General features: G+C 70.6%; 21 protein-coding genes and 1 riboswitch. Of the genes, 8 read left to right on the forward strand and 13 right to left on the reverse strand.

Translation table 11 applies throughout. The annotated features are described in order from the left end of the window. From ACTIFV_RS01105 to ACTIFV_RS01120, 4 genes are read left to right on the forward strand one after another with little or no spacing between them, the layout of a single operon-like run. On the forward strand, window positions 1-972 hold the full coding sequence (locus tag ACTIFV_RS01105) for an amidohydrolase family protein (RefSeq protein ID WP_439590960.1): 972 nt from the start codon (window positions 1-3) through the stop codon (window positions 970-972). Then, window positions 969-2,525 (forward strand): AMP-binding protein, encoded by a 1,557-nt coding sequence (locus tag ACTIFV_RS01110; RefSeq protein WP_439590961.1) that lies wholly within the window; start codon window positions 969-971, stop codon window positions 2,523-2,525. Before ACTIFV_RS01105 ends, ACTIFV_RS01110 begins: the two co-directional genes overlap by 4 nt. Further along, window positions 2,522-3,415, forward strand: coding sequence for an LLM class F420-dependent oxidoreductase (locus ACTIFV_RS01115; protein ID WP_439590962.1), 894 nt, complete (start codon window positions 2,522-2,524; stop codon window positions 3,413-3,415). The genes ACTIFV_RS01110 and ACTIFV_RS01115 overlap by 4 nt, the downstream gene beginning before the upstream one ends. After that, a complete protein-coding gene (locus tag ACTIFV_RS01120; protein ID WP_439590963.1) occupies window positions 3,412-3,921 on the forward strand; it encodes a nuclear transport factor 2 family protein in 510 nt (169 codons plus the stop codon). Before ACTIFV_RS01115 ends, ACTIFV_RS01120 begins: the two co-directional genes overlap by 4 nt. 37 nt (window positions 3,922-3,958) lie before the next feature. Here ACTIFV_RS01120 and ACTIFV_RS01125 read toward each other — a convergent pair whose 3' ends face one another. The 5 genes from ACTIFV_RS01125 to ACTIFV_RS01145 are packed head-to-tail and all read right to left on the reverse strand — an operon-like array spanning window position 3,959 to window position 8,233. Next, entirely contained in the window at window positions 3,959-4,870 is a 912-nt protein-coding gene (locus ACTIFV_RS01125) for an SDR family NAD(P)-dependent oxidoreductase (protein ID WP_439590964.1), read from the reverse strand. Between the two features lie 22 nt (window positions 4,871-4,892). Further along, complete coding sequence (locus ACTIFV_RS01130; RefSeq protein ID WP_439590965.1) at window positions 4,893-5,612, reverse strand: ABC transporter ATP-binding protein; 720 nt, start codon at window positions 5,610-5,612, stop codon at window positions 4,893-4,895. Then, window positions 5,542-6,393, reverse strand: a complete 852-nt coding sequence (locus ACTIFV_RS01135) for an ABC transporter ATP-binding protein (protein WP_439590966.1) — start codon at window positions 6,391-6,393, stop codon at window positions 5,542-5,544. The genes ACTIFV_RS01130 and ACTIFV_RS01135 overlap by 71 nt, the downstream gene beginning before the upstream one ends. Next, window positions 6,390-7,313: a branched-chain amino acid ABC transporter permease gene (locus ACTIFV_RS01140; protein ID WP_439590967.1), complete on the reverse strand. Its 924-nt coding sequence runs from the start codon at window positions 7,311-7,313 to the stop codon at window positions 6,390-6,392. The genes ACTIFV_RS01135 and ACTIFV_RS01140 overlap by 4 nt, the downstream gene beginning before the upstream one ends. Window positions 7,314-7,345: 32 nt before the next feature. After that, window positions 7,346-8,233 carry a branched-chain amino acid ABC transporter permease gene (locus tag ACTIFV_RS01145; RefSeq protein ID WP_439590968.1) on the reverse strand — a complete coding sequence of 296 codons (888 nt, stop codon included), beginning with the start codon at window positions 8,231-8,233 and terminating at the stop codon, window positions 7,346-7,348. A 175-nt stretch (window positions 8,234-8,408) separates the two neighbouring features. Between ACTIFV_RS01145 and ACTIFV_RS01150 the strand changes: the two genes are divergently transcribed. Further along, window positions 8,409-9,161 (forward strand): SDR family NAD(P)-dependent oxidoreductase, encoded by a 753-nt coding sequence (locus tag ACTIFV_RS01150; protein WP_439590969.1) that lies wholly within the window; start codon window positions 8,409-8,411, stop codon window positions 9,159-9,161. A gap of 10 nt (window positions 9,162-9,171) precedes the next feature. Here ACTIFV_RS01150 and ACTIFV_RS01155 read toward each other — a convergent pair whose 3' ends face one another. The 3 genes from ACTIFV_RS01155 to ACTIFV_RS01165 form a co-directional block, all read right to left on the reverse strand. Then, window positions 9,172-9,957 (reverse strand): energy-coupling factor transporter transmembrane component T family protein, encoded by a 786-nt coding sequence (locus ACTIFV_RS01155; RefSeq protein ID WP_439590970.1) that lies wholly within the window; start codon window positions 9,955-9,957, stop codon window positions 9,172-9,174. Further along, window positions 9,954-11,399, reverse strand: a complete 1,446-nt coding sequence (locus ACTIFV_RS01160) for an ABC transporter ATP-binding protein (protein ID WP_439590971.1) — start codon at window positions 11,397-11,399, stop codon at window positions 9,954-9,956. The genes ACTIFV_RS01155 and ACTIFV_RS01160 overlap by 4 nt, the downstream gene beginning before the upstream one ends. Continuing rightward, complete coding sequence (locus ACTIFV_RS01165) at window positions 11,396-12,040, reverse strand: ECF transporter S component (protein WP_439590972.1); 645 nt, start codon at window positions 12,038-12,040, stop codon at window positions 11,396-11,398. Before ACTIFV_RS01165 ends, ACTIFV_RS01160 begins: the two co-directional genes overlap by 4 nt. Beyond that, window positions 12,034-12,143: riboswitch (TPP riboswitch) on the reverse strand. (Overlaps the previous gene by 7 nt.) A gap of 34 nt (window positions 12,144-12,177) precedes the next feature. On the opposite strand from ACTIFV_RS01165, the gene ACTIFV_RS01170 reads away from it, so the two are divergent. After that, the gene (locus tag ACTIFV_RS01170; RefSeq protein WP_439590973.1) at window positions 12,178-13,845 is read left to right on the forward strand and encodes a D-alanyl-D-alanine carboxypeptidase family protein; all 1,668 of its coding nucleotides are present in this window, start codon (window positions 12,178-12,180) and stop codon (window positions 13,843-13,845) included. Between the two features lie 24 nt (window positions 13,846-13,869). Here the strand turns inward: ACTIFV_RS01170 and ACTIFV_RS01175 are convergent, their stop codons facing one another. The 4 genes from ACTIFV_RS01175 to ACTIFV_RS01190 all read right to left on the reverse strand — a co-directional run bounded on the left by ACTIFV_RS01175 (window position 13,870) and on the right by ACTIFV_RS01190 (window position 17,358). Next, window positions 13,870-14,799, reverse strand: a complete 930-nt coding sequence (locus ACTIFV_RS01175; protein WP_439590974.1) for a J domain-containing protein — start codon at window positions 14,797-14,799, stop codon at window positions 13,870-13,872. Window positions 14,800-14,933: 134 nt separating this feature from the next. Next, window positions 14,934-15,449, reverse strand: a complete 516-nt coding sequence (locus ACTIFV_RS01180; RefSeq protein WP_439590975.1) for a hypothetical protein — start codon at window positions 15,447-15,449, stop codon at window positions 14,934-14,936. Next, complete coding sequence (locus ACTIFV_RS01185) at window positions 15,446-16,300, reverse strand: LssY C-terminal domain-containing protein (RefSeq protein WP_439590976.1); 855 nt, start codon at window positions 16,298-16,300, stop codon at window positions 15,446-15,448. Before ACTIFV_RS01185 ends, ACTIFV_RS01180 begins: the two co-directional genes overlap by 4 nt. After that, entirely contained in the window at window positions 16,300-17,358 is a 1,059-nt protein-coding gene (locus ACTIFV_RS01190; protein WP_439590977.1) for an enoyl-CoA hydratase/isomerase family protein, read from the reverse strand. Before ACTIFV_RS01190 ends, ACTIFV_RS01185 begins: the two co-directional genes overlap by 1 nt. A 115-nt stretch (window positions 17,359-17,473) precedes the next feature. Between ACTIFV_RS01190 and ACTIFV_RS01195 the strand changes: the two genes are divergently transcribed. Together ACTIFV_RS01195 and ACTIFV_RS01200 are read left to right on the forward strand one after the other, a co-directional pair. Further along, on the forward strand, window positions 17,474-19,348 hold the full coding sequence (locus ACTIFV_RS01195; protein WP_439590978.1) for an ATP-binding cassette domain-containing protein: 1,875 nt from the start codon (window positions 17,474-17,476) through the stop codon (window positions 19,346-19,348). Continuing rightward, on the forward strand, window positions 19,345-20,163 hold the full coding sequence (locus tag ACTIFV_RS01200) for an ABC transporter permease (RefSeq protein WP_439590979.1): 819 nt from the start codon (window positions 19,345-19,347) through the stop codon (window positions 20,161-20,163). The genes ACTIFV_RS01195 and ACTIFV_RS01200 overlap by 4 nt, the downstream gene beginning before the upstream one ends. Here ACTIFV_RS01200 and ACTIFV_RS01205 read toward each other — a convergent pair. Further along, window positions 20,156-20,620, reverse strand: a complete 465-nt coding sequence (locus ACTIFV_RS01205) for a hypothetical protein (protein WP_439590980.1) — start codon at window positions 20,618-20,620, stop codon at window positions 20,156-20,158. The genes ACTIFV_RS01200 and ACTIFV_RS01205 overlap by 8 nt on opposite strands. Window positions 20,621-20,690 lie beyond the last annotated feature (70 nt).

The following is a 20,690-nucleotide window of genomic DNA, read 5'->3' on the forward strand; positions in this document are numbered from 1 at the left end:
GTGGCCGAGACGCTCGTCATCGACGCGCACATGCACGTCTGGGATCCGTCCTGGCTCCCTGAAGGTCTGCGTCTCGCATGGGCGCGCCAGGGTGCGGGGCGCCGATTCCCCGAGCGCGACCCGCAGGATCTGCTGCCGCGCGTCGCGACCGGCGAGAGCGATCCCGATGCGGTCCTGACGATGCGCGCCTTCGATCGCGCCGGGGTCGCGGCGGGCCTCATCCCCGTCGTCGATTGGACCATCGTGGGAGCGCCCGCCGGCGAGCACCTGCCCATCGACCGGCTGAACGCACGTTACGAGGATCTGTGCACCCGCAACGAACAGCGCCTGTTCTTCGCCGCGGGAATCGATCCCCGACACGACGACGCGCGCGAGATCCTCGACCGGGCGCTCGCGCACCCGCACTGCCGCGGGGTCAAGCTCTATCCGGCCGCGGGCTGGGATCTGCGCGATCCTGCGCACGAATGGCTGTTCGATGCCCTCGTCGAGCACGAGGTGCCCGTCGTCATCCACTGCAGTCCGCTCGGCGGCGATCCGCTGCAGGTGATCCGCTCGCGGCCGGCCGAGGTGGCAGCACTCCTGGCACTGCATCCCACCCTTCGGGTGTCCTTCGCGCATGCCGGCATCGAGGCGTGGTGGGCCGAGGCGCTCGACTGCGCGACCGGGTGGCAGCACGCCTACCTCGAGCTCTCGCTCTGGCAGCGCCTCGCCGCACGCGATTACGGTGAGTTCAGACGTCGCGTGAGCGGCATGCGGGAGCAGCTCGGCGCCCACCGCCTCGTCTTCGGCTCCGACATCGTCCGCGGCACGAAGCACGACCCGGACGGCGATGAGCTCGAGCGCTGGGTCGACATGGCGCAGGGCCTCGCGGCTCCGTACGCGGGTGCTCCCAGCGTGTTCTCGGCGGAAGAGCTGGAACTGTTCCTCTCGGGCAATGCCGTCCGTCTGTTCGATCTCAAGGAGTTCGCATGAGTGCCACCCTGGGCCGGCTCTTCGCCAACGCAGGAAGCCGCTTCGCTCGCAATGTCGCGATCGAGTCGTGCGGACGACAGCGCACGTTCGCCGAGGTCATCGATCAGGGCTGGCGGCTCGCGCATGCCCTCGCCGATCGCGGGGTGGCACCGGGATCCCGGGTCGCCGCCCTGCTGGGCAATCGCGTCGAGTCGCTCGAGGTCTACGTGGGACTCGCGCTGGGCGGCTACACGACCGTGCACGTCAACGACCGCCTGACCTCCGCCGAGGTCGACTACGTGCTGGCCGACTCGGGCGCGGTGGCCCTCATCCACACCGATACCGCGACCCCCGTCGCGGCCGGCCTGAGCACACACGGCCAGCTGACGGCATGGCTCGCGATCGGGGGCGAGCCACCCGCGGGCGCGGAGTCGTTCGATGCGGCACTCGAGGCGGCATCCTCCGATCCGATCGCCCTCGACGTCGACCCCGAGGACATCGCCCTCATCGGGTACACGAGCGGCACGACCGGATTCCCCAAGGGCGTGCTCGTGAGCCATCGGGCCGTCGTGAACTGCATCAAGCTCGTGCCGTTCGCATACCGCCTGCCGCTGCAGGGCCATGCGGCCTTCCCGGGCGGCTGGTCGTTCGTCTCGGGCCTGTGGGGCGTCATCTTCCCGCACTTCTACACCGGCGGCACCGTGTCGTTCGTGCCCGGCGCGACGCCCGACGAGCTCGGACGTCACATGGTCGCGCACCGGTCGACCTTCACCCTCGGACTCACGCCGCTCCTGCCCGGCCTGCTCGAGGCGATCCGCCTGCACCCCGCGGTGCTCGACACGCTGCAGTCCGTTCTGCACTCGGGCGGGCCGCTTCCTCCCGAACTCGCCGAGACGGTCGTCGGCGTCATCGGCGACCGTCTCGTCGAGACCTACGGCATGACCGAGGTCGTCGGACCGATCACGATCACCAACCGCACCGACTACCGTCCGGGCGGGCCGGCGCACATCTTCGAGTCCGTCGGCCGACCTCTGCCGACCTCGTCGATGCGGGTGGTCGACGCCGAGGGCAACACGCTCGGAGCCGGCGAGATCGGCGAGCTGGTGATCTCGGCCGACACCATGTTCTCGGGCTACCACAACGCCCCAGAGAAGACGGCGGCCGTGCTGCGCGACGGGGAGTACTTCACGGGTGATCTCGGGTACCACGACGAGGACGACTACTACTACCTCACCGGTCGCGCGCAGGATCTGATCGTGAGCGGCGGAGCGAACGTCTACGCCGCCGAGGTCGAGCGCGTGCTCCTCCTCATGGACGACGTGCTCGACGCGGCGGTCTTCGGGCTCCCCGACGAGCGGTGGGGTGAGGCCGTCTCGTGCGCGCTCGTCCTCTCGCCGGGATCGGCGGTCACCCCCGATGACGTCCGCACGTTCTCCCGCGCACAGCTCGCGGGCTACAAGAAGCCCGTGCACGTCTTCCTGGTCGAGGAGCTGCCGCGCAACGCGGGCATGAAGGTCATGAAGCACGTGCTCAAAGAGCAGCTCGCCGCGCGGGCAGGGAAGGTGGACGCATGAGGCTCGGCATCAGCGAGCTCTTCACGGGAGCGGGCGCGCGCGCGGGCTCGTGGTCGCACGACGCCGCGCAGCTCATCGAGGAGATCGGCTTCGCCTCGGTCTGGCTGCCCGAGCACGTGGTGTTCTTCCCGGAGTACCGTTCGTCCTACCCCTACGAGTCGGGCGGGGCTCAGGAAGTGCACAGGATGCTGGGGGTGATCGATCCCCTCGTGCTCGCTGCGGGCATCGCGGCGGCCACCACGACGCTGCGGATCGGCACCTATGTGTTCGTCGTGCCGCAGCGCAACCCGATCATCACGGCACGTCAGGTCGCGAGCATCGACCAGCTCAGCGGCGGCCGGTTCGAGTTCGGCGTCGGCGTCGGCTGGGCCGAAGAGGAGTACGAGGCGCTCGACGTGCCCTTCGCCCGTCGCGGTGCGCGCATGGACGAATACCTCGCCGCGATGCGCGCCCTGTGGTCGCCGGAGGAGCTCACGAGCTTCCACGGCGAGTTCGTCGACTTCCCGCCGCTGTACTGCTTCCCGAAGCCCGCGCAGCGCCGCCTCCCGATCATCGTCGGCGGCAACAGCGATGCGTCGCTGCGTCGCATCGTCGAGATCGGAGACGGCTGGGCGGGCTACAGCCGCACATTCGACGATGTCGAGCGATTCCTCGACCGTCTGCGCACCGCCATGGCGGCCGCGGGGCGCGAGATGTCCGAGCTCTCCCTCAAAGTCGGGCGGCGCAGCAAGGGCAAGACGGAGAAGGACTGGGAGGACGACCTCGCCTACATCGAGGGCGTCCAGCGGCTGGGCATCACCGAGGTCGTCGTCTCGCCGCGCATCGGCGACGAGAACTACGAGCGCGACATGCGGCGGTATGCCGAGATCGTCGGTCTGACAGCGCGATGACGACGGTCTCGACGGTCGATCGGCTCTTGGCCGAGGATGCCGTGCGTCGGGCTCTCATCGCCTATTGCCGCGGCGTGGACCGCGGGGACGCGGCATATGCGCTCACGGCGTACCACCCCGACGGAGTCGACCACCACGGCACATGGGACGGGCGCGTATCCGATCACTTCGCGGACGCCCTGCAGCGCCTCGTCGACCGGACGACATCGACCGTGCACCTGATGGGCGCCTCGGAGTTCGACTGGATCGACGCGCGCGCTGTGCGCGTCGAGTCGAGCGTTCTCGCCCTGCACGAGGTCGTCGATGCTCAGGGCCGCCGCTCGATCGAGCACCTCCACGGGCGCTACCTCGACGTGTTCCGCTGCATCTCGGGCGAATGGCGCATCAGCGAGCGCACCTTCGTGCGCGACCTCGATTTCCTGGATGATCGCGGCACCGCCGCATACCCGCCCGGCCTGTTCGCGGAGGGTGCGCGAGGATCCGAGGACCCCGCCGCGTCGTTCTGATCGCGGCGGCCAGCCCTCGGCCGTCGGGTCGGGCGGATCAGGAGTCGACCGTGACGCCTCGCAGCATGTCGGCGAGCACTTCGAACTCCTGCGTGAACGACACCATCACCTCCGCACCGTCGACGGCGTTCAGCGCGTCCCAGTTGTCGCGCACTTCCTCGGGGGTGAGGGCGCTCGAGAAGAAGCCCGGCGTCTGGGCGATGACGACGCGCGCGACGCGGCCTCCGCCGACGTTGTAGACCTCTCCGGTCGTCTCGCACGCCTCGGCGCTCAGCCACGCGACGACGGGCGAGACGAGCCGGGGGTCGAGTCGATCGGCGAACTCGCCGAGAAGGTTCTCCGTCATGCGCGTGCGTGCGCCCGGCTCGATCGCGTTGACGTGGATGCCATGCTTGGCGCCCTCGATCGCCAGTGTCTTCGTGATCCCCCAGATACCCGCCTTCGCGGCGCCGTAGTTGGCCTGGCCGAAGTTCCCGAACAGCCCGGCGGCCGACGTCGTGTTGACGATCCGACCGTAGCCCTGCGCGATCATGACAGGCCACGCCGCTTTGCTCATCGACATCGTGCCGCCCAGGTGGACGGCGAGCACGGGTGCCCATTCGTCCTCGGTCATCTTCGCGAACGACTTGTCGCGCAGGATTCCGGCGTTGTTCACGAGGATGTCCAGACGCCCATAGGTCGAGGTCGCGAGTTCGACGATCCTCGTCGCCCCGTCCAGCGTGCTCACATCGTTGGCGTCGGCGATCGCCGTGCCGCCGGCGGCGCGGATCTCCGCGACGACCTCGTCGGCGGGGGGAACCCCGTCCTCGCTGCCGTCGAGGGCTCCTCCGCGGTCGTTCACGACGACGGTGGCGCCTCGGGATGCGAGCGCCAGAGCGTGCTCGCGTCCCAGTCCGCGCCCGGCGCCGGTGACGATCGCCACGCGCCCCTGAAGGTCGATCTCGGTCATTGTCCGAACTCCTTGCTCTCGTTCAGCCGAACAGCGCCGACATGACTTCCGTGCTGCCCCGGACCTCTTCGGCCGTCCCGTGCGAGACGATCCGCCCGCGCTGCATGACGTACACCTCGTCGCTCACCTCGAGGGCGAGCTCGGCGTTCTGCTCCACGAGCAGGATGGTCGCTCCGCCGCGGTGCAGGGTCTCGATGTTCTCGAAGAGGATGTCGACGATCGAGGGGGCGAGCCCCATGGAGGGCTCGTCGAGCAGCAGCACCTGCGGCATCGTCATGAGCGCGCGACCGAACGCGAGCATCTGCTGCTCGCCACCGCTCAGTGACGCGGCGAACTGCGTCTTGCGGTCGGCCAGGCGCGGGAAGAGCTCGAAGACGCGGGCCAGCTCATCGCGGCGATCGGCGCGCGATCCGCGACCGCTGTAGGCGGCCAGCTCGAGGTTCTCGAGCACGGTGAGCGGGGGCGCGACGCGGCGTCCCTCGGCGACGAGCGCGACACCGGACCGCACGACGCGGTGGGCCGACCAGCCGGTGATCTCGCGACCCCCGACGGTGACGGAGCCGCCGGACGGCTTGTGCAGGCCCGCGATGGTGTTGAGGGTCGTGGTCTTGCCGGCGCCGTTGGACCCGATCAGTGCGACGAGGGTTCCCTGCCGCACCTCGATGTCGACGTCACGAACCGCCGAGATCGCGCCGTACCCGGCGGAGAGTCGCGATACGCGCAGCATCGGATCGCTTGCCAAAGTAGGCCTCCTTCACATCGTCCTGTTCGAGACACCAGGTGGGTGCTCCCTCGGCGAGCAGCGCCCCGGAGTTCATCACCGAGACCGTTTCGCAGAACTCCTCGACGAGCCGCATGTTGTGCTCGATGAGGATCAGCGTGTGCCCGAGATCCTTCAGCTGCACGAGCAGCTGGCCGATCTGCTCGGACTCGGCGTCGTTCATGCCCGCGGTCGGCTCGTCGAGAAGCAGGATGCGGGGATCGGTGGCGAGAGCGCGGGCGATCTCGACGCGTCGCTGGTCGCCGTACGAGAGCGTCTCGGCGAGAGAGCCGTGCGGGGCACGGCATCCGACCATGTCGAGCAGCTCGGCTGCCCGCTCGCGTGCGGCCTTGCGCTCGCGGCGCTCGGCGGGGCTGAACAGGATCGCGCCGGCGATCGTCGACGTGCGCTGCATGTACGCCCCCGCGATCACCGTCTCGAGGACCGTCAGGCCGGGGAAGAGCCGGATGTTCTGGTAGGTGCGGGCGACGCCCTTGCGCGCGATGTCGAAGGGGCGGGTCCGGGTGACGTCTTCACCGAAGACGCTGATCGAGCCCGAGTCGGCGCGGATGAATCCGCTGATCATGTTGAGCACGGTGGTCTTGCCGGCGCCGTTCGGCCCCAGGATGCCGTGCACCCGCTGCTTCGGAACCTTGATGGTGATGTCGACGACGGCCTTGAGGCCGCCGAACTCCTTCGTGAGTCCGACGATGTCGACGGCGAGCACCTCGTCGGCGCCGGTGGATCGAGTGTCGTCGGTCATGACGTCGCCCCCGCCTTCTCGCCCTCGCGCGCTTCATCGAGCGCTGCGCCCGCGCCGCCTCGCCGCTCTGCACGGCGTCGATCCCACTTCGCCCGCAGCAGTCGCATGCGCCTCATGTCGACGAGACCGCGCGGCATGTAGATGATGATGACGACGAGCAGGATGCCGGTGACGACACGGTCGTAGTCGCCCATCGGTCCGCGCAGAAGCTCGGGAAGGATCGTGAAGACGATCGCGCCGACGATGGGGCCGAGCCAGTAGAAGGCACCGCCGAGCACGACCGCCGCGAGGCTCACGAAGCCGAGGTGCGTGTAGAAGGTGTCCGGCCCGATGTACTGCAGGAAGCTCGCCTGCATCACCCCTGCTGCTCCGCCGAACGCGCCCGAGATGATCATGCCGACGAACTGGATGCGACGCGGCGAGATGCCGAGCGTCTCGGCCACTGCGGGGTCTTCACGCACGGCGTCGGCGGCCAGGCCGAAGCGCGAGCCGCCCAGGCGCCACATGATGAAGCCGGCGACGAGGAGCGCGCCGATGAGCCAGAGCCACGTTCCGAGATCGCCCGACACCCGTGTGCCGGTGGCTCCCCCCGTGAGGTCGGGGATGTTCAGGATGATGACGCGGCCGATCAGGACCATCGCGATGGTCGCCATCGCGAGGTAGTGGCTCTCGAGACGGATGAGCAGTGCGGCTGTGACGACGCCGAGCAGGGCGCCGAGCACGATGCACACGAGGAAGGCCACGGCAGGCGGCAGGCCGAACGACGACACGATGTACGCGAAGGTGAAGGCGCTGAACGCGCCGAAGAAGACGGGCGCGAGACTGAGGACGCCGGTCCACAGCGATGCGTAGATCGCCAGGGCGAAGAGGGCGCTGACGCCCGCGAACTGCAGGGTCGTCAGCCAGGCTGCGGTACTCACGAGTCGGTCTCCATGTCTGGCTCGGTCGCTGGTCAGGCTCGGACGAACTGGCGTTCGCGGAAGATGCCGCGGGGCCACGCGACGAGGACGAGCAGCAGTACGCCGAACGTGATGGCGTCGCGGAATCCCGACGAGATGTACTGGGCGCTCATCACCTCGAGAACGCCGATGGCGAGTCCCGCGATCGCGGCGCCGCGGATGTCGCCCCACCCGCCGACCACCACGGCTGCGAAGCCCTTCAGCAGCAGCGCCTCGCCGAGGTTGAACGACACGTTGTTGTCGGCGAGCGCGGCGAGCACTCCCGCCAGGCCGGCGATGGCGCCCGCCAGGAAGGCGACCACGATGAGGGTGCTGCGCGCGTTGACGCCGACGATCGTGGCCGACCGGGTGTCGGACGACACGGCGCGCACGGCCGCGCCGAACCGCGTGCGAGCAAGGAGCAGATGGACACCCGTGACGACGATGATCAGGGCGATGACGCTGTAGAGCTGGGCCGGGAGGATCACGAAGCCGCCGATCCGGAACGCCTCGGTCGCCACCGATCCTGCGGGGTAACTCGTCGCCGACGGGCCGGCGAAGGCCTCGGCGACCGCCAGCAGCACGATCCAGATGCCGATGCTCGCGATGATGGGGGCGAAGGTGCCCGCTTTGCGCTTTCGCAGCGGCTCGAAGGCGAGCACGTCCGAGGCGACGCCGAGGAGCCCGGCGAAGAGCACGCCGACGAGGAGCGCGACCCAGAAATTCACGCCGACCTCGGCGACCAGCCAGTAGGACGAAAGGGCGCCCCACGTGGCGAACGTGCCGTGGGCTACGTTCAGAATGCCCATCCGAGCGAGAATGAGCGAGAACCCGACTGCGAAGATGGCGTAGATCGAGCCCAGCGCGATGCCGTTCATCAACTGCTGGATCAGGAGTTGCACGAATGCCCTCTTCCGTAAGCGCCTTTGCCGGGTTCGAGTGGAGTCTGAATCAAGCGCTCGCTTGACTCGACGTCACGGTCTCAGCATACGTCATCCCGCGCCCGCGCTGTCAACCTCCGATTCCACGTCAAGCAAGCGCTCGACATGGAGCGACTCCTCGCCGTAGCCTCCGAGCATGGATCTGCATCTCACCGATCGCGTCGCGGTCGTCACCGGCGCGAGCGCGGGCATCGGCCGCTCCACCGCTTCCGCTCTGGCCGCCGAGGGAGCGCACGTCGTCATGGTCGCGCGGCGTGCCGATGAGCTCACGGCGGCAGCCGAGGAGATCGAGCGGACGCATGGCCGGCTCCCCCTCGTCGTGGTCGCCGATCTCGTCGAGGTGGATGCCGCGACGCACATCGCCGCTGCCGTGCGCGCGCACCACGGCAGGCTCGACGTCCTCGTCAACGTCGCGGGGGCCGCCGAGCAACCGGGCACGGTGCTGACGGAGGAGATCTGGCAGCGTCAGTTCGAACTCAACTTCCACGCGAAGCGCCGACTCACGGAGGCGGTCCTCCCCCTTCTCGAGGCGAGCGGGCGCGGCCGCGTCGTCAACTTCGTCGGTCTGCTCGAGCCGACCGTGGTCTCGGCGGCTCAGGCGGCGGTCGCCGCCTGCATCCTGTGGTCCAAGGCGCTCGCACGGACCGTCGCGGCGCATGGGACGACGGTGAACTGCATCGCCCCAGGCCGGGTCGACAGCGAACAGGTGCGGCGCTCGCTGCCCGACGGCGAGGCGAAGCAGGCGTTCATCCGCCAGCGCATTCCCGCGGGGCGCTTCGGGAAGCCCGAAGAGGCCGCGGCGCTCGTCCCCTTCCTCGCCTCGGAGCAGGCCGGCTACATCACCGGTGACACCATCAGCGTCGACGGCGGGATGCACTGGTCGATCTGATCGGCCCCCGTCACAGGCCGAGGACGAAGTTCCACGTCCCGGCAGCGACGGCGACGAGGACGGATGCCGCGGCGATCCCGGCGGCGATCGCGACGAGCGCGGCATCCGGCCATCGAAGCACCGACCGCCGCGCCCACGTCCGCGGGACGGGCGCGTCGAAACCGCGGGCCTCCATCGCGGTGGCGAGCTTCGTGCCGCGGCGGATCGCCAGGACGAACAGGGCGAACGCCTGGCCGAGGAAGCGCCGCAGGCGTCCGGCGTCGGCGACACCTCGTGCGCGACGCGCGAGGGAGAGCTCCCGCCAGTCGTCGATGAGCAGTCCGACGAGCCGGAGCCCCGCGAGGGCGCCGATCACGAAGCGGGCCGGAAGCCGCACGATCTGCGCGAGCCCGTCGGCGAGATCGGTCGGGTCGGTCGTGACGAACAGGATGATGCTCGGCAGCGCGATCGCGAGCACGCGGAGGAAGATCGCCAGGGCGAGGTCGATCGACCCCTCGCTGATCCGCAGGAGCCCCCACTCGACGTACATCTGCCCTGACGGACGCCCGTAGAGCACGGTCGCGTCGGCGGCGATGAGCGCGCCCACGCCGATCGGCCAGACGCGCAGCCAGAGTGCTCGTGGGGGGATCCGGGCGAAGGGCAGCAGGAGGAGCGTGAGGCCGAGCGTCACGCCGGCCGACACCGGGTCGATCGAGAGCAGGAGCGTGATCGACAGGATCCCCGCGGCCGCGAGCTTCGCGACGGGGTTCATCCGGCCGAGTCGCGTATGGCGCAGATCCGGATCGACGAGACTCACAGCACGACCTCGTGATCGGCGAGCGCCTCGACGAGGTCGCGGTCGTGCGTGACGAAGACGACGGCGGTGCCCTGCGCTCTCACCTCGTCGATGAGCGCGGCGAGCTCGCGCCAGGTGCGGGCATCCTGTCCGTAGGTCGGCTCGTCGAGCACGAGCACGCGCGGCCGGGTCGCGAGCGCCGCCGCGACCGTGAGCCGACGCTTCTCGCCGCCCGACAGCGTGAACGGGTTGACGGTTACGAGGTGCGCGAGCCGCAGGCGCTCCAGCAGCGGGTCGATCCGTTCCGCGGTCTGAACGGCGTCGAGTCCGAGCGCGCGCGGTCCGACCGCGAGCTCGTCGCGCACCCTCGACGTCAGCAGCTGATGCTCCGGCGCCTGGAACACCGTGCCGATCCGCGTGAGCAGGTCGCGCGATCGCCAGCGCCCCGGAGCGGGCGGAAGCCCCGCGCGCAGTTCGTCGCTGCCCGCGAGGTCGCCCGAGACCGGCTCGAGCAGCCCCGCGAGCGTCAGCGCGAGGGTCGACTTGCCCGCTCCGTTCGGCCCCGTGATGGCGAGAGCGCGCCCGGTACGCACTCCGAGGGAGATCCCGGATGCCGCGTCCACCGCGGTCTTGGCGCCGAAGGCCTTGCGTCCCACCGAGAGGTCCCGAGCCCCGAGGAGCAGGTCGGCGGAGCCCGTCCGAGCGGCGGCTTCGAATGCGGGCGCGACGCCGGGGACCCACACGCCGGATGCGGTCAGCTCGCGCTCGTGGCTCGCGAAGACCGCCTGCGGGGTGCCGTCGGCGAGGACGCCCGCCTCGCCGAGAACGATGACCCGGTCGACGTGCTCCGCCCAGAGCGAGACCCGGTGCTCGACGACGACGAGAGTCGCCCCGGTCTCGGCAGCGGCGCGGATGACGGCATCTCGCACCTCCACCGCCCCTGCGGGGTCGAGGTTCGCAGTCGGCTCGTCGAGCAGCAGCAGCCGCGGCTGCATCGCGAGCACACCCGCCAGCGCGAGACGCTGCTTCTGGCCCCCCGACATGCGGCTGGTCGGGTGGTCGCGTGTGAACGGGAGGCCGACGGCATCCATCGCCCGATCAACCCGCCGCCAGATCTCGTCGCGCGGGACGCCCAGGTTCTCGCACGCGAAGGCGATGTCGTCGCCGATGCGAGCCAGGATCACCTGCGCGTCGGGATCCTGCAGCACGAGTCCCGCGATGCCCCGGATGGATGCCGCGGCCGCGCCGTCGATCGTCAGCTCACCCGCGGACTCGCCGTCCTCGGCGTCGCCCAGCACCCCCGCGAGCCCGCGCAGCACCGTGCTCTTTCCCGATCCGCTCGCGCCGAGCAGGAGCACCCGCTCCCCCGGCTGAAGGTCGAGGTCGAGCTGCGAGACCGCCCAGCGCCGCCGCCCGGCGTGCCGCCACCCCCAGCCGCGCGCGACGACGCGCGCGCCGCTCACGCGGCGTCGACGGGTTCCGCCTCGCGCGACCGCGCCTCGCGACCCGCGGCGAAGCGGTCGAGCGCGCCGGTCGCGGCGAGCGCCCGCACGACGACCCACGAGAGGAGCCCTGCGATGAGGATGCCCGAAACGACGGCCGACACGAAGTAGACCGCGCGCGCTTCGGCGGACAGCGCCGCCACCGACGAGAAGTTGGTGTCGAGCAGCGCGACGGCGACGCCCGCGAAGGCGCCCGAGACGAGGGCCGCCACCAGACGCCAATTGGCGTACGCGAAGACGGCGAAGCCGAGCTCGGCGGCGAGCCCCTGCACGAGGCCCCACACGAGCGTGAGGAAGGCCCACTGCGTGCCCAGCGCCATCGAGACGACGGCCGCGACGACCTCGGCGTAGAGGGCGGCGCCGGGCTTGCGCACGACGAGACCGCCGAGCACGCCGGCGAAGAGCCAGCCGCCGGCCAGAAGCCCGGAGAGGCCGGGCGTGAACGACAGCGCCGTGTCGAGACCGGGCCACGCGAGGCCCCAGAGCCAGAACAGCACTCCCGAGGCGACGCCGATGACGCTGGCGACGACGATGTCGACGACGCGCCAGCGGAATCGCCCGGGCGCGGCTGTGACGGTGGATGCGGACGTGGACGTGTGCATCGGATGCTCCTCCCTGCGCCGGCATGATCCGGATCAGGTTCGACGGTCGAAGCGTGGATCGCTTCCTCTCAGCCCGGCTCACCGGACTCCCGTGGTTGTGGCCATGAGTATAGCCGTGGTCGGGGTACCGTAGGCGGGTGACCTCGGAAGAACCCGCCGCTCCGTCGCGCCGTGCGCTGCGCAGCGCGGGCGCTCCCGGCGAGGCCACGGGCGAGACGGCGACGATCGACGCGCAGCCGCAGCCGTCCACTCCGCCCCTCACCAAGCCGCCCTACGTCGCGTCGCGAGGACCGCGGCCCGCTCTCGCGGCCGGTGCCGGTGCCGGTGCCGGTGCCGCAGCATCCGTCACGACTCCGGCGGACGCCCCCGTCGCGGCCCCGGCGCCCGCCGCCCCCGCTGTGCCGACTGCCCCCGCGTCCGTCCCGGACGCCCCCGTCACACCCGACGGCTCCACGACGCCGGCGCCGCCGGCGCCGGTCGCTCCCCCGGCGCTCACGTGGGTCACCGAGGCCACGATCCGCCGGTCTCCCGCGTCGCTGACCGACGCCGCGCAGCCCGCGGTCGAGCCCCCCGACCTGCTCGAGCGCCGCCCGCGTCGCTCGCCGTTCCGGCCGAGCGTCGTCATCCCGACGCTGCTCGTCGCGGGAGTGCTCGGGGTGTACTCCGCCGGCGCGCTGCTGTGGCCCCTGCACGAGGTCGCTCCTTCGGTCGAGGGGATCGCCGTCCAGCCCGTCGCGGCCGCCGCGGCCGCTCCCGCCTGGCCCGCTCAGGGAAGCGCGTCCGTATCGGTCGCGGGGATCCCCGGCAGCCTCGCGACGACCGCCGACCTGCAGCCGATGGCGAGCATCACGAAGGTCGTGACGGCCCTCGTCGTGCTCGAGGAGATGCCGCTCTCCGTGGGTGAGCAGGGTCCGGAGTTCCGGTTCTCCTCCAACGACCGTGCGCGCTACTGGTCCTATCGCGACAACGGAGAGTCCGCGCTCGATGTCCCGGTGGGCGGAACGCTCACCGAGTACCAGCTGCTCCAGGGCATGCTCATCGGGTCGGCGAACAACTACGCCGACCGGCTCGCGGGCAACCTGTGGCCGACCGATGCCGTCTTCGCCGCCGCCGCGAACAGCTGGCTGCGCACCCACGGCATCGACGGCGTGACGGTCGTCGAGCCGACGGGGATGGATGCCGGCAACGTCGCGACCCCCGAGGCGCTCCTCGCGCTGGGGCAGAAGGCGCTGGCGAACCCCGTCATCGCCGGCATCGTGGCGACGCCCGCCGTGGAGCTGCCCGGCGCCGGTCTCGTGCAGAACTCGAACGGGCTTCTCGCCGATCCCGGTGTCGTGGGGATCAAGACCGGCACGCTCGTCGGCTACAACCTGCTCTCCGCGAAGGACATCACCATCGGCGAGACGGTCGTCCGCACCTATGCGTCCGTGCTCATCCAGCCCGACGATGCGTCGCGGATCGCGGCATCCCGAGCCCTCTACACGCAGCTGGAAGCCGAGCTGCAGCCCGTGCCGTCGGTGACGGCGGGCACGTCCGTGGGCCGCGTGACCACCGAGTGGGGTCAGGACGTGCCGATCGTGACGGCGACGGATGCCTCGGTCATCCTCTGGAACGGCGGATCCGGAACCGCCGAGACCAGCTTCTCGCTCGGCGACGCGCGGACGAAGGGTGCCGAGGTCGGGAACCTCACCGTCACGGGGCCGCTCGATCGGACCACGGTCGAGCTGCAGCTCGGCACCGACATCGAGCCGCCGAGCGCATGGTGGCGACTGACCCACCCGCTCGCACTGCTCGGCCTCGACTGACGCCCGACGGCGGGGTGCGCGCCGCTAGGCGAACCGCACGGTCTGCTGCAGGCGCGTGCGCACGTCGAACGACTCGTTGCCGCCGACCGCCCGGACTCCCGTGATGCCGCGACGGAGCGCCGTCGACAGCGCGCTGCGGGAGACCACCGCGACCGGTGTGCCGCGCACCTTCCCGAGCTCGGTGAGGGGCTCGTCGACGTCGTCGTCGGGCAGCACGACGATCGCACCGCCGAAGCGCACACCGGCTGCCCGGGCGACGACCCGCATGCGCGCGAGGAGTCCCGCGACCGGCGCTTCGGCCACGGTGTCTCCGATGATCTCGCCGCGGCGGAACCGCACGGGGCCGCCGAAATCCTCCGACAGCACCCCGTAGAGGCCGCTCGGGCCGAGCACGATGTGATCGATCTTCGCGTCGGGATCGCCACCGCGCCCGCTCGCCTCGACGTCGTGCCAGACGGTGTACCCCATGCCGAGATCGCCCACGATGCGCGCCGTCGCCTCCTCGGCGAGCGCATCCGCGAGAAGCCGGCGGACATGATGCGGCGCCGACCGCACGAGGGCGGGGTCGTAGGGGTCGTCCAGCGTCGCACCGCGGCCCACCCACTCGCGCATGAGCGTCAGATAGCGCTCGCGTCGCCAGCCGCCGGGCTGCCCGTGCGAGCGGGCTCGCGGGCGGGTGTCGGCCGCCGCCCTGGCAGGGCGCCACACCGGCGCTTCGGGCGCGAACGCGGGCGTGCCGAACCCGTGACCCCGGTCGTAGGCGGCCCGGGCCGCCGGCTCTCCGACGAGCTCCCACGCGCGCTGCACCTGGATGAACACCGCCGCGTCGCCGCCCGTGTCGGGGTGCGTCTGACGCAGGCGCAGGCGGTACGCCTTGCGGAGCGTCTCGTCGTCGGCGGATGCCTCGACCCCCAGCACCTCGTAGGCCGATGCCGAAAGCGGACTGTCGAACACGCGCACTCCCCTCGATCGCGCTCACGCGCGAGCCCGCGAACCACACCATTCTCGTCGAACCGCAGGCATCCATCGTCGCTCTCGACGGGAATCATCGGGCTCGCTCACGCTCTTCGCAGGGTGGAGTGCGGGGCTCAGTCCTTCTCGTTGCGGCGGGCGTAGGCGGCGGCGCTGCGGCTCGACAGGGCGAGGAGCAGCAGGATGTCGATGCTCAACGAGGCGAACGTCGTTCCGATCCTGATCTCCTGGCCCTGGACCCACCAGGCGAGGAACAGCGACGCGATCGAGAACACCGTGACGATCATCATGAACATGCGCGCCCAGTTGCGGCCCCGGCAGATGAACACGGCGAGGAGGAGGTCGATGAGCAGGACCGACCCCCCGACCGCGATCACGATCAGGAGACCGAACTGCGCGACATCCGAGGAGGGATCCCACCCGTCGGCGATGATGTCGGGGTCGTCGAGGATCGATTGCCATCCCGCCGCGACGCCGATGAGGACGAAGACCCCGGCGACCACCCGCAGGAGCACGAGGACCGCGGCGACGGTCGTCGTCGTGGGGCGCGGCATCGTCGGGTCGTAGCGGGTCGGGGCAAGCAGCCGCGAGGCGGATTCGAACGCCGCGCGTTTCGTCGGCTGGTCGCTCACGGGGTCACCTCCGCGTCCACCGTCGCGGCGACGGCACGTACGTCGACGACCGGCAGGTCGCCATCGGTCGTGATGCTGTCGCCACCGCCGTTGCGGGCGTGATAGCCGGTGGAGAAGTCGGCGATGACGTCGAGGAGCACGCCGGGATCGGCATCCGTCACCGTCTTGACGACGTGATCCCGTTCGATGTCGGTGTCGGCGTCGATCTTGTGCGTGACCTGCAGCGTGAACAGCGAGAGTCCCACGCGCGTGTCGAAGGTGCCCGCGGCGAGCCAGTCGACGCGCCGGCCGCCGGGGAGGAGCCACTCGTCGGGGCACTTCCAGAACCGCACGTGATGGCGCTGGGCGGGGTTTCCGTCCACCTCCTGCTGGTAGGCGAAGTCCTGTTGGCGGCCGAAGAGGAACAGAGGGCTGACGGGAGCCTCGTGATAGCTGCGCCGCGTGATCGTCGACGTGATGATGCGCCACGACGAGCGCAGCGTGACGGGGTCGGCTCTCGTCCATCCCGCTTCGCGCAGCGCGTGCTCGATCTGGGGGCCGTCGCCGAGGAAGGCGAGGTTGATGGGATCGCCCAGCAGCCCGTCGCTCGTGCGAGCGCGACCGATGAAGTAGTCGGGCACGTAGACGGTGGTGAGGATGCGATGCAGCCGCGGCAGGACCAGGTAGGCGAGCAGCACCCAGAACGCGATCGCGAAGGGGATGCCCCACCATCCCACCTTGAAGGTCTCGGTGAAGCTGAGGTAGGCGAGCCAGATCGCGGCGAGACCCGCGAAGACGAAGAAGAACCAGTCGACCGCGACACCGATCGAGTACGCCCTGCGGCGACGCTCGGTCTTCGCGGGCGTGCTCATCACCAGAGGGGGGTCGCGGGCGTGTAGGCGAGAGCGGTGTCGGCCACGTCGGGTGGCAGCTCTGCGAGCGACGCCGGCCGCCACGTCGGCGAGCGGTCCTTGTCGATGAGCTGTGCGCGGATGCCCTCGATCAGGTCGGGCTGCGTGTGCGCGAACCACAGCACGAGTCCGTACTCCTGTGCGAGGGCTGCCCGCAGATCGGGCAGCTCTCGCGCGCGCCGCACGGCGGCGAGGGTGACGGCGAGTCCCGTGGGCGAGAGTTCCTCGAGCAGGTCGGCGGTGGTGGATGCCTCGGCTTCGGGCCGCGCGCGCAGTCGCTCGACGATCTCGGCGACGGTGTCGGCTGCGAAGGCATGATCGATCCATTCGCGCGCAGCGATGAGCCGCGACGGCGGCGGCGTCTCGTCGAAGAGCAGAACGATCTCTGTCGGGCTCGTCGGGTCGGCGCGCGTCTCGAGCGCTTCGCGCACGGCATCGAGGTGCTCGCTGGGCACGAAGTAGTCGGCGAAGCCGGCGTAGATCGCGTCCGCGGCATCCATCGTCGAGCCGGTCAGGCCGAAGAACTCGCCGAGTCGCCCCGGAGCGTGCGCGAGCAGCCACGTGCCGCCCACGTCGGGCGTGAACCCGATGCGCGTCTCGGGCATCGCGAGCTTCGACCGCTCGGTCACGACACGGATCGCGGCATGGCCCGCCAGGCCGATGCCCCCGCCCATCGTGATGCCGTCTGCGAGCGCCACGATCGGCGTCGGATACTCCGCGATGCGCGCGTTCAGCGCGTACTCGGCCCGGAAGAACGTGGTGGTCGCACCCGGATCACCCGCCGAGATCTGCTCCGCGAGACCGCGCACGTCACCGCCCGCGCAGAAGCCGCGCTCCCCGGCGCCGTCCAGCACGACGACATCGACGTCGGTGTCGTCCTGCCAGCGGTCCAACGCGTCGGCGATCGTGCGGATCATGCCGAGATCCAGCGCGTTGATCGCGCGGGGGCGATGGAGGGTGATGTGCCCGAGACTCCCCTTCACGCGGGAGAGAACAGTGGATTCCGGGGCGTCGCTCACGAGGGAAAGGCTACCGTCAGCCCCGCGCTGCGTGCCGCGTGAGGATAATTCCGCACGCGGGGAGCGATTTCCGCAAAGATAGCGAGAACAGCTTCCGACGACGAGAGGGTGCCCCATGCCCGAAGGACAGGTGCTGGAGTTCTCCGGTGTGACCAAGCGCTTCGGCACGGTCTCCGCCGTCTCGGACTTCACGGCGCGCGTCGAGCCCGGGCGCGTCACCGGATTCCTGGGCCCGAACGGCGCCGGCAAGACGACGAGCCTGCGGATCCTCCTCGGCCTCGTGCGTCCCACGAGCGGGCGGGCGACCATCGGCGGAGTCCCCTACGCGAAGCTCGCGCAGCCTCTTCAGACGGTCGGCGCGGTGCTCGAGGCATCCAGCTTCCACCCGGGTCGCACCGCAGCGAGCCATCTGCGCGTCTACGCCCGTGCGGCGAAGATCTCGGATGCGCGCGTCGACGAGGTGCTCGGCCTCGTCGGGCTCTCGGATGCCGCGGGCCGCAAGGTCGGCGGGTTCTCGCTGGGCATGCGGCAGCGCCTGGGCCTGGCGTACGCGCTCTTGGGCGATCCCGGTGTGCTCGTGCTCGACGAGCCGTCGAACGGCCTCGACCCCGAGGGCATCCGCTGGATGCGCGGGTTCCTGCGCCAGCTCGCGGGCGAGGGACGCACCGTGCTCATCTCGTCGCACCTGCTGACCGAGGTGCAGCAGACGGTCGATGCGCTCCTCATCGTCTCGCAGGGCAGGCTCGTCTTCCAGGGCGGTCTCGAGGAGCTCGCCGATCCGACCGAGTACGCCACCGTGGTGGATGCTCCCGACCGAGCGTCTCTCGCGAGCGCCCTCGCCGGTGCGGACGTGCCCTACGAAGTGCTCCGCTCGGGTGTGACGGTGCGCAACCTGACGCCCGCCGAGGTGGGCGTGATCGCGGCGGACGCGGGGGTCGCGCTCTCGTCCCTGCAGCGCAAGGGACCGGCTCTCGAGGAGGTCTTCCTCGAGCTCGTGAGCGGCGCTCGCGTGCACGCGAGCGCGGCGGGGGCCATGGCACCCGTGGCCGTGCCGGGGGTCGAGCAGACCGATCCCGATCCCGTTGTCGAGCAGGCCGATCCCGATCCCGTGGTCGACGAGGCCGTTGCCGAACCCGTGGTGGAAGAGGCCGATCCCGATCCCGTGGTCGACGACATGCCCGCATCCGCCTCACCGGAGGACGCCGCAGCCGCCGCGGAAGAGCTCGAGGTCGAGGCCACGGGTGGCCCGGTCGCAGCAGCCGCCGGTGCCGCCGCCTTCGCGACCTCGACGAGCGGCGAGACGGTCGCGACGGGCACGATCCCCGTCGCCGCTCCGGCGCCGATCGACCTCGATGCGCCGCACTCCTTCGCCGTCGCGGCGACGGGCGTCATCGATGTCGTGCCCGCCGCGCACGATGTCGGAGACGAGACGGTGGATGACGCGGCCCCCGCCGAGTCGCATGACGACGAGCCGGAGGCCGCCGCATCCGGCGAACCCACGGAGCCCGCAGAACCCTCGGAACCCGCTGAGCCGGCCGAGTCCTCCGAGCCCGTGGCATCCACCGCACCGGACGCCGCACCCGAGGACGAACCGCTCCCCGAGGGCTTCGCCGCCGACGGGGTCCTCCCCGAAGCGACCCCCGTCGCACCGGTCGACGCGGACCCCGATGTCGAGGCGATCGGCGCGATCGACGAAGAGCTCGAGACGGCGAGCGCCGAAGGCCATGCCGCCGAGGAGCGACCCTTCGACACCTACGACAAGACGACGTCGGACGTCGATGCGGACGCGTTCTTCTCGTCCTTCGACGCCTCCCAGGGCGGTGGGCCCGAGGACGCCCGAGAGCCTGCCGACCCGCCGGGCGCCGAGGATGCGGCCGCCCGGGAATCCGCGGAGGAGACCGAGGAGTTCGGTTCGCTCGTCGATCTGGATCCCGAATGGGCCGAGTCCGCCGACCACCGCGACGAGAACGAGGGAGGTGAGCAGCGATGAGCCTCGCCGCCGCGACCCGATCCGAGGTCACCAAGCAGTTCACGACGTCGATGTGGTGGATCCTCGCGATCGTGCTCGTGGCCTACGTCGGCTTCACCGCGTCCGTCCTCGGCTTCGTCTTCGCCGCCTCGGCGACCGGCGCCCTCGGCGACAGCGGTCCGCAGTTCCCGTCCGAAGGGATCGCCGGCACGCTCTACAGCACCGCCACGTCGGTCGGCTACGTGTTCCCGCTCCTCATCGGGACACTGCTGGTGACGGGCGAGTTCCGCCACAAGACCCTCACTCCGACGTTCCTGGCGACACCCCGCCGCGGCACCGTGCTGTGGGCGAAGATCATGTGCGGCCTGCTGGTCGGCGTGCTCTTCGGTGTCATCGGCATCGTCGCCTCGGTGGGCCCCGCCGCCGGATTCATCTCGGGATACGGCCTCGACACCGAGCTGACCTCGTCCGACACGTGGGCGCTCCTCGGACGCATGCTGCTCGCCTACGTGCTGTGGGTGCTCATCGGCATCGGCGTCGGCGCGCTCGTGCGCAATCAGGTCGGCGCGATCGTCGGCGTGCTCGTGTTCACACAGTTCCTCGAGCCGGTCGCGCGGGCCGCGGCATCCTTCGTCGAGGGTCTCTCCGACGTCACGCGGTTCCTCCCGGGCGCCGCGAGCGACATGCTCGTCGGAGCGAGCGTCTTCGCGGTCAGCACGACAGGCGAGCCGGCGGACACGCTCGAATGGTGGGTCGGCGGGGCCGTCCTGCTGGGTTACGCGGTCGTCTTCCTCGTCGTCGGCTATCTCGCGAGCTGGCGCCGCGACGTCAGCTGACTCCGTCGGCGGGAGCAGGGGTCGGCGCCTTGCGCGACCGCGGCTTCTTCTTGGCGACAGGGGCGGAATCGGCTGCGAGCTCGACGACGTCGGCCGCGTCGCCCGCGACGTCGAGCTGCAGCGCCTGGACGAGCTCGAGTCCGTGGCGCGTCGTGAGCACGATCCGCTGGAACTCGGGATGCCCGTCGAGGTCGATCACGACAGCCGGACGGTGCCGGCGGATGATCGCGAAGTCGGTGGCGCCGGTGGATCGCCACGTTCCGATCGCGAGGACTCCGGGGATGTGCGTGCCCGGTGCCCGCACTCCGCGCAGCCACGTCCACGCGTCGTCGGTGAGCTGCACCTTCACGATCGTCGACCGCTCGATGGCGACATTCCTCTTGCGGAATGCGAGCGCCTTCTCAGACCCCGAGAGGACGACTTCGAGCTGCGTCGAGTCGAGCAGCAGGGTCACCATGCCCCCAGTCTGCCAGCGCCGATCGTCCGTGCGCTGGCGTTTTGCTTACAGTGGGGCAACGATCGAACGG

The organism is Microbacterium sp., from assembly GCF_051860965.1.
Classification (GTDB): Bacteria; Actinomycetota; Actinomycetes; order Actinomycetales; family Microbacteriaceae; genus Microbacterium.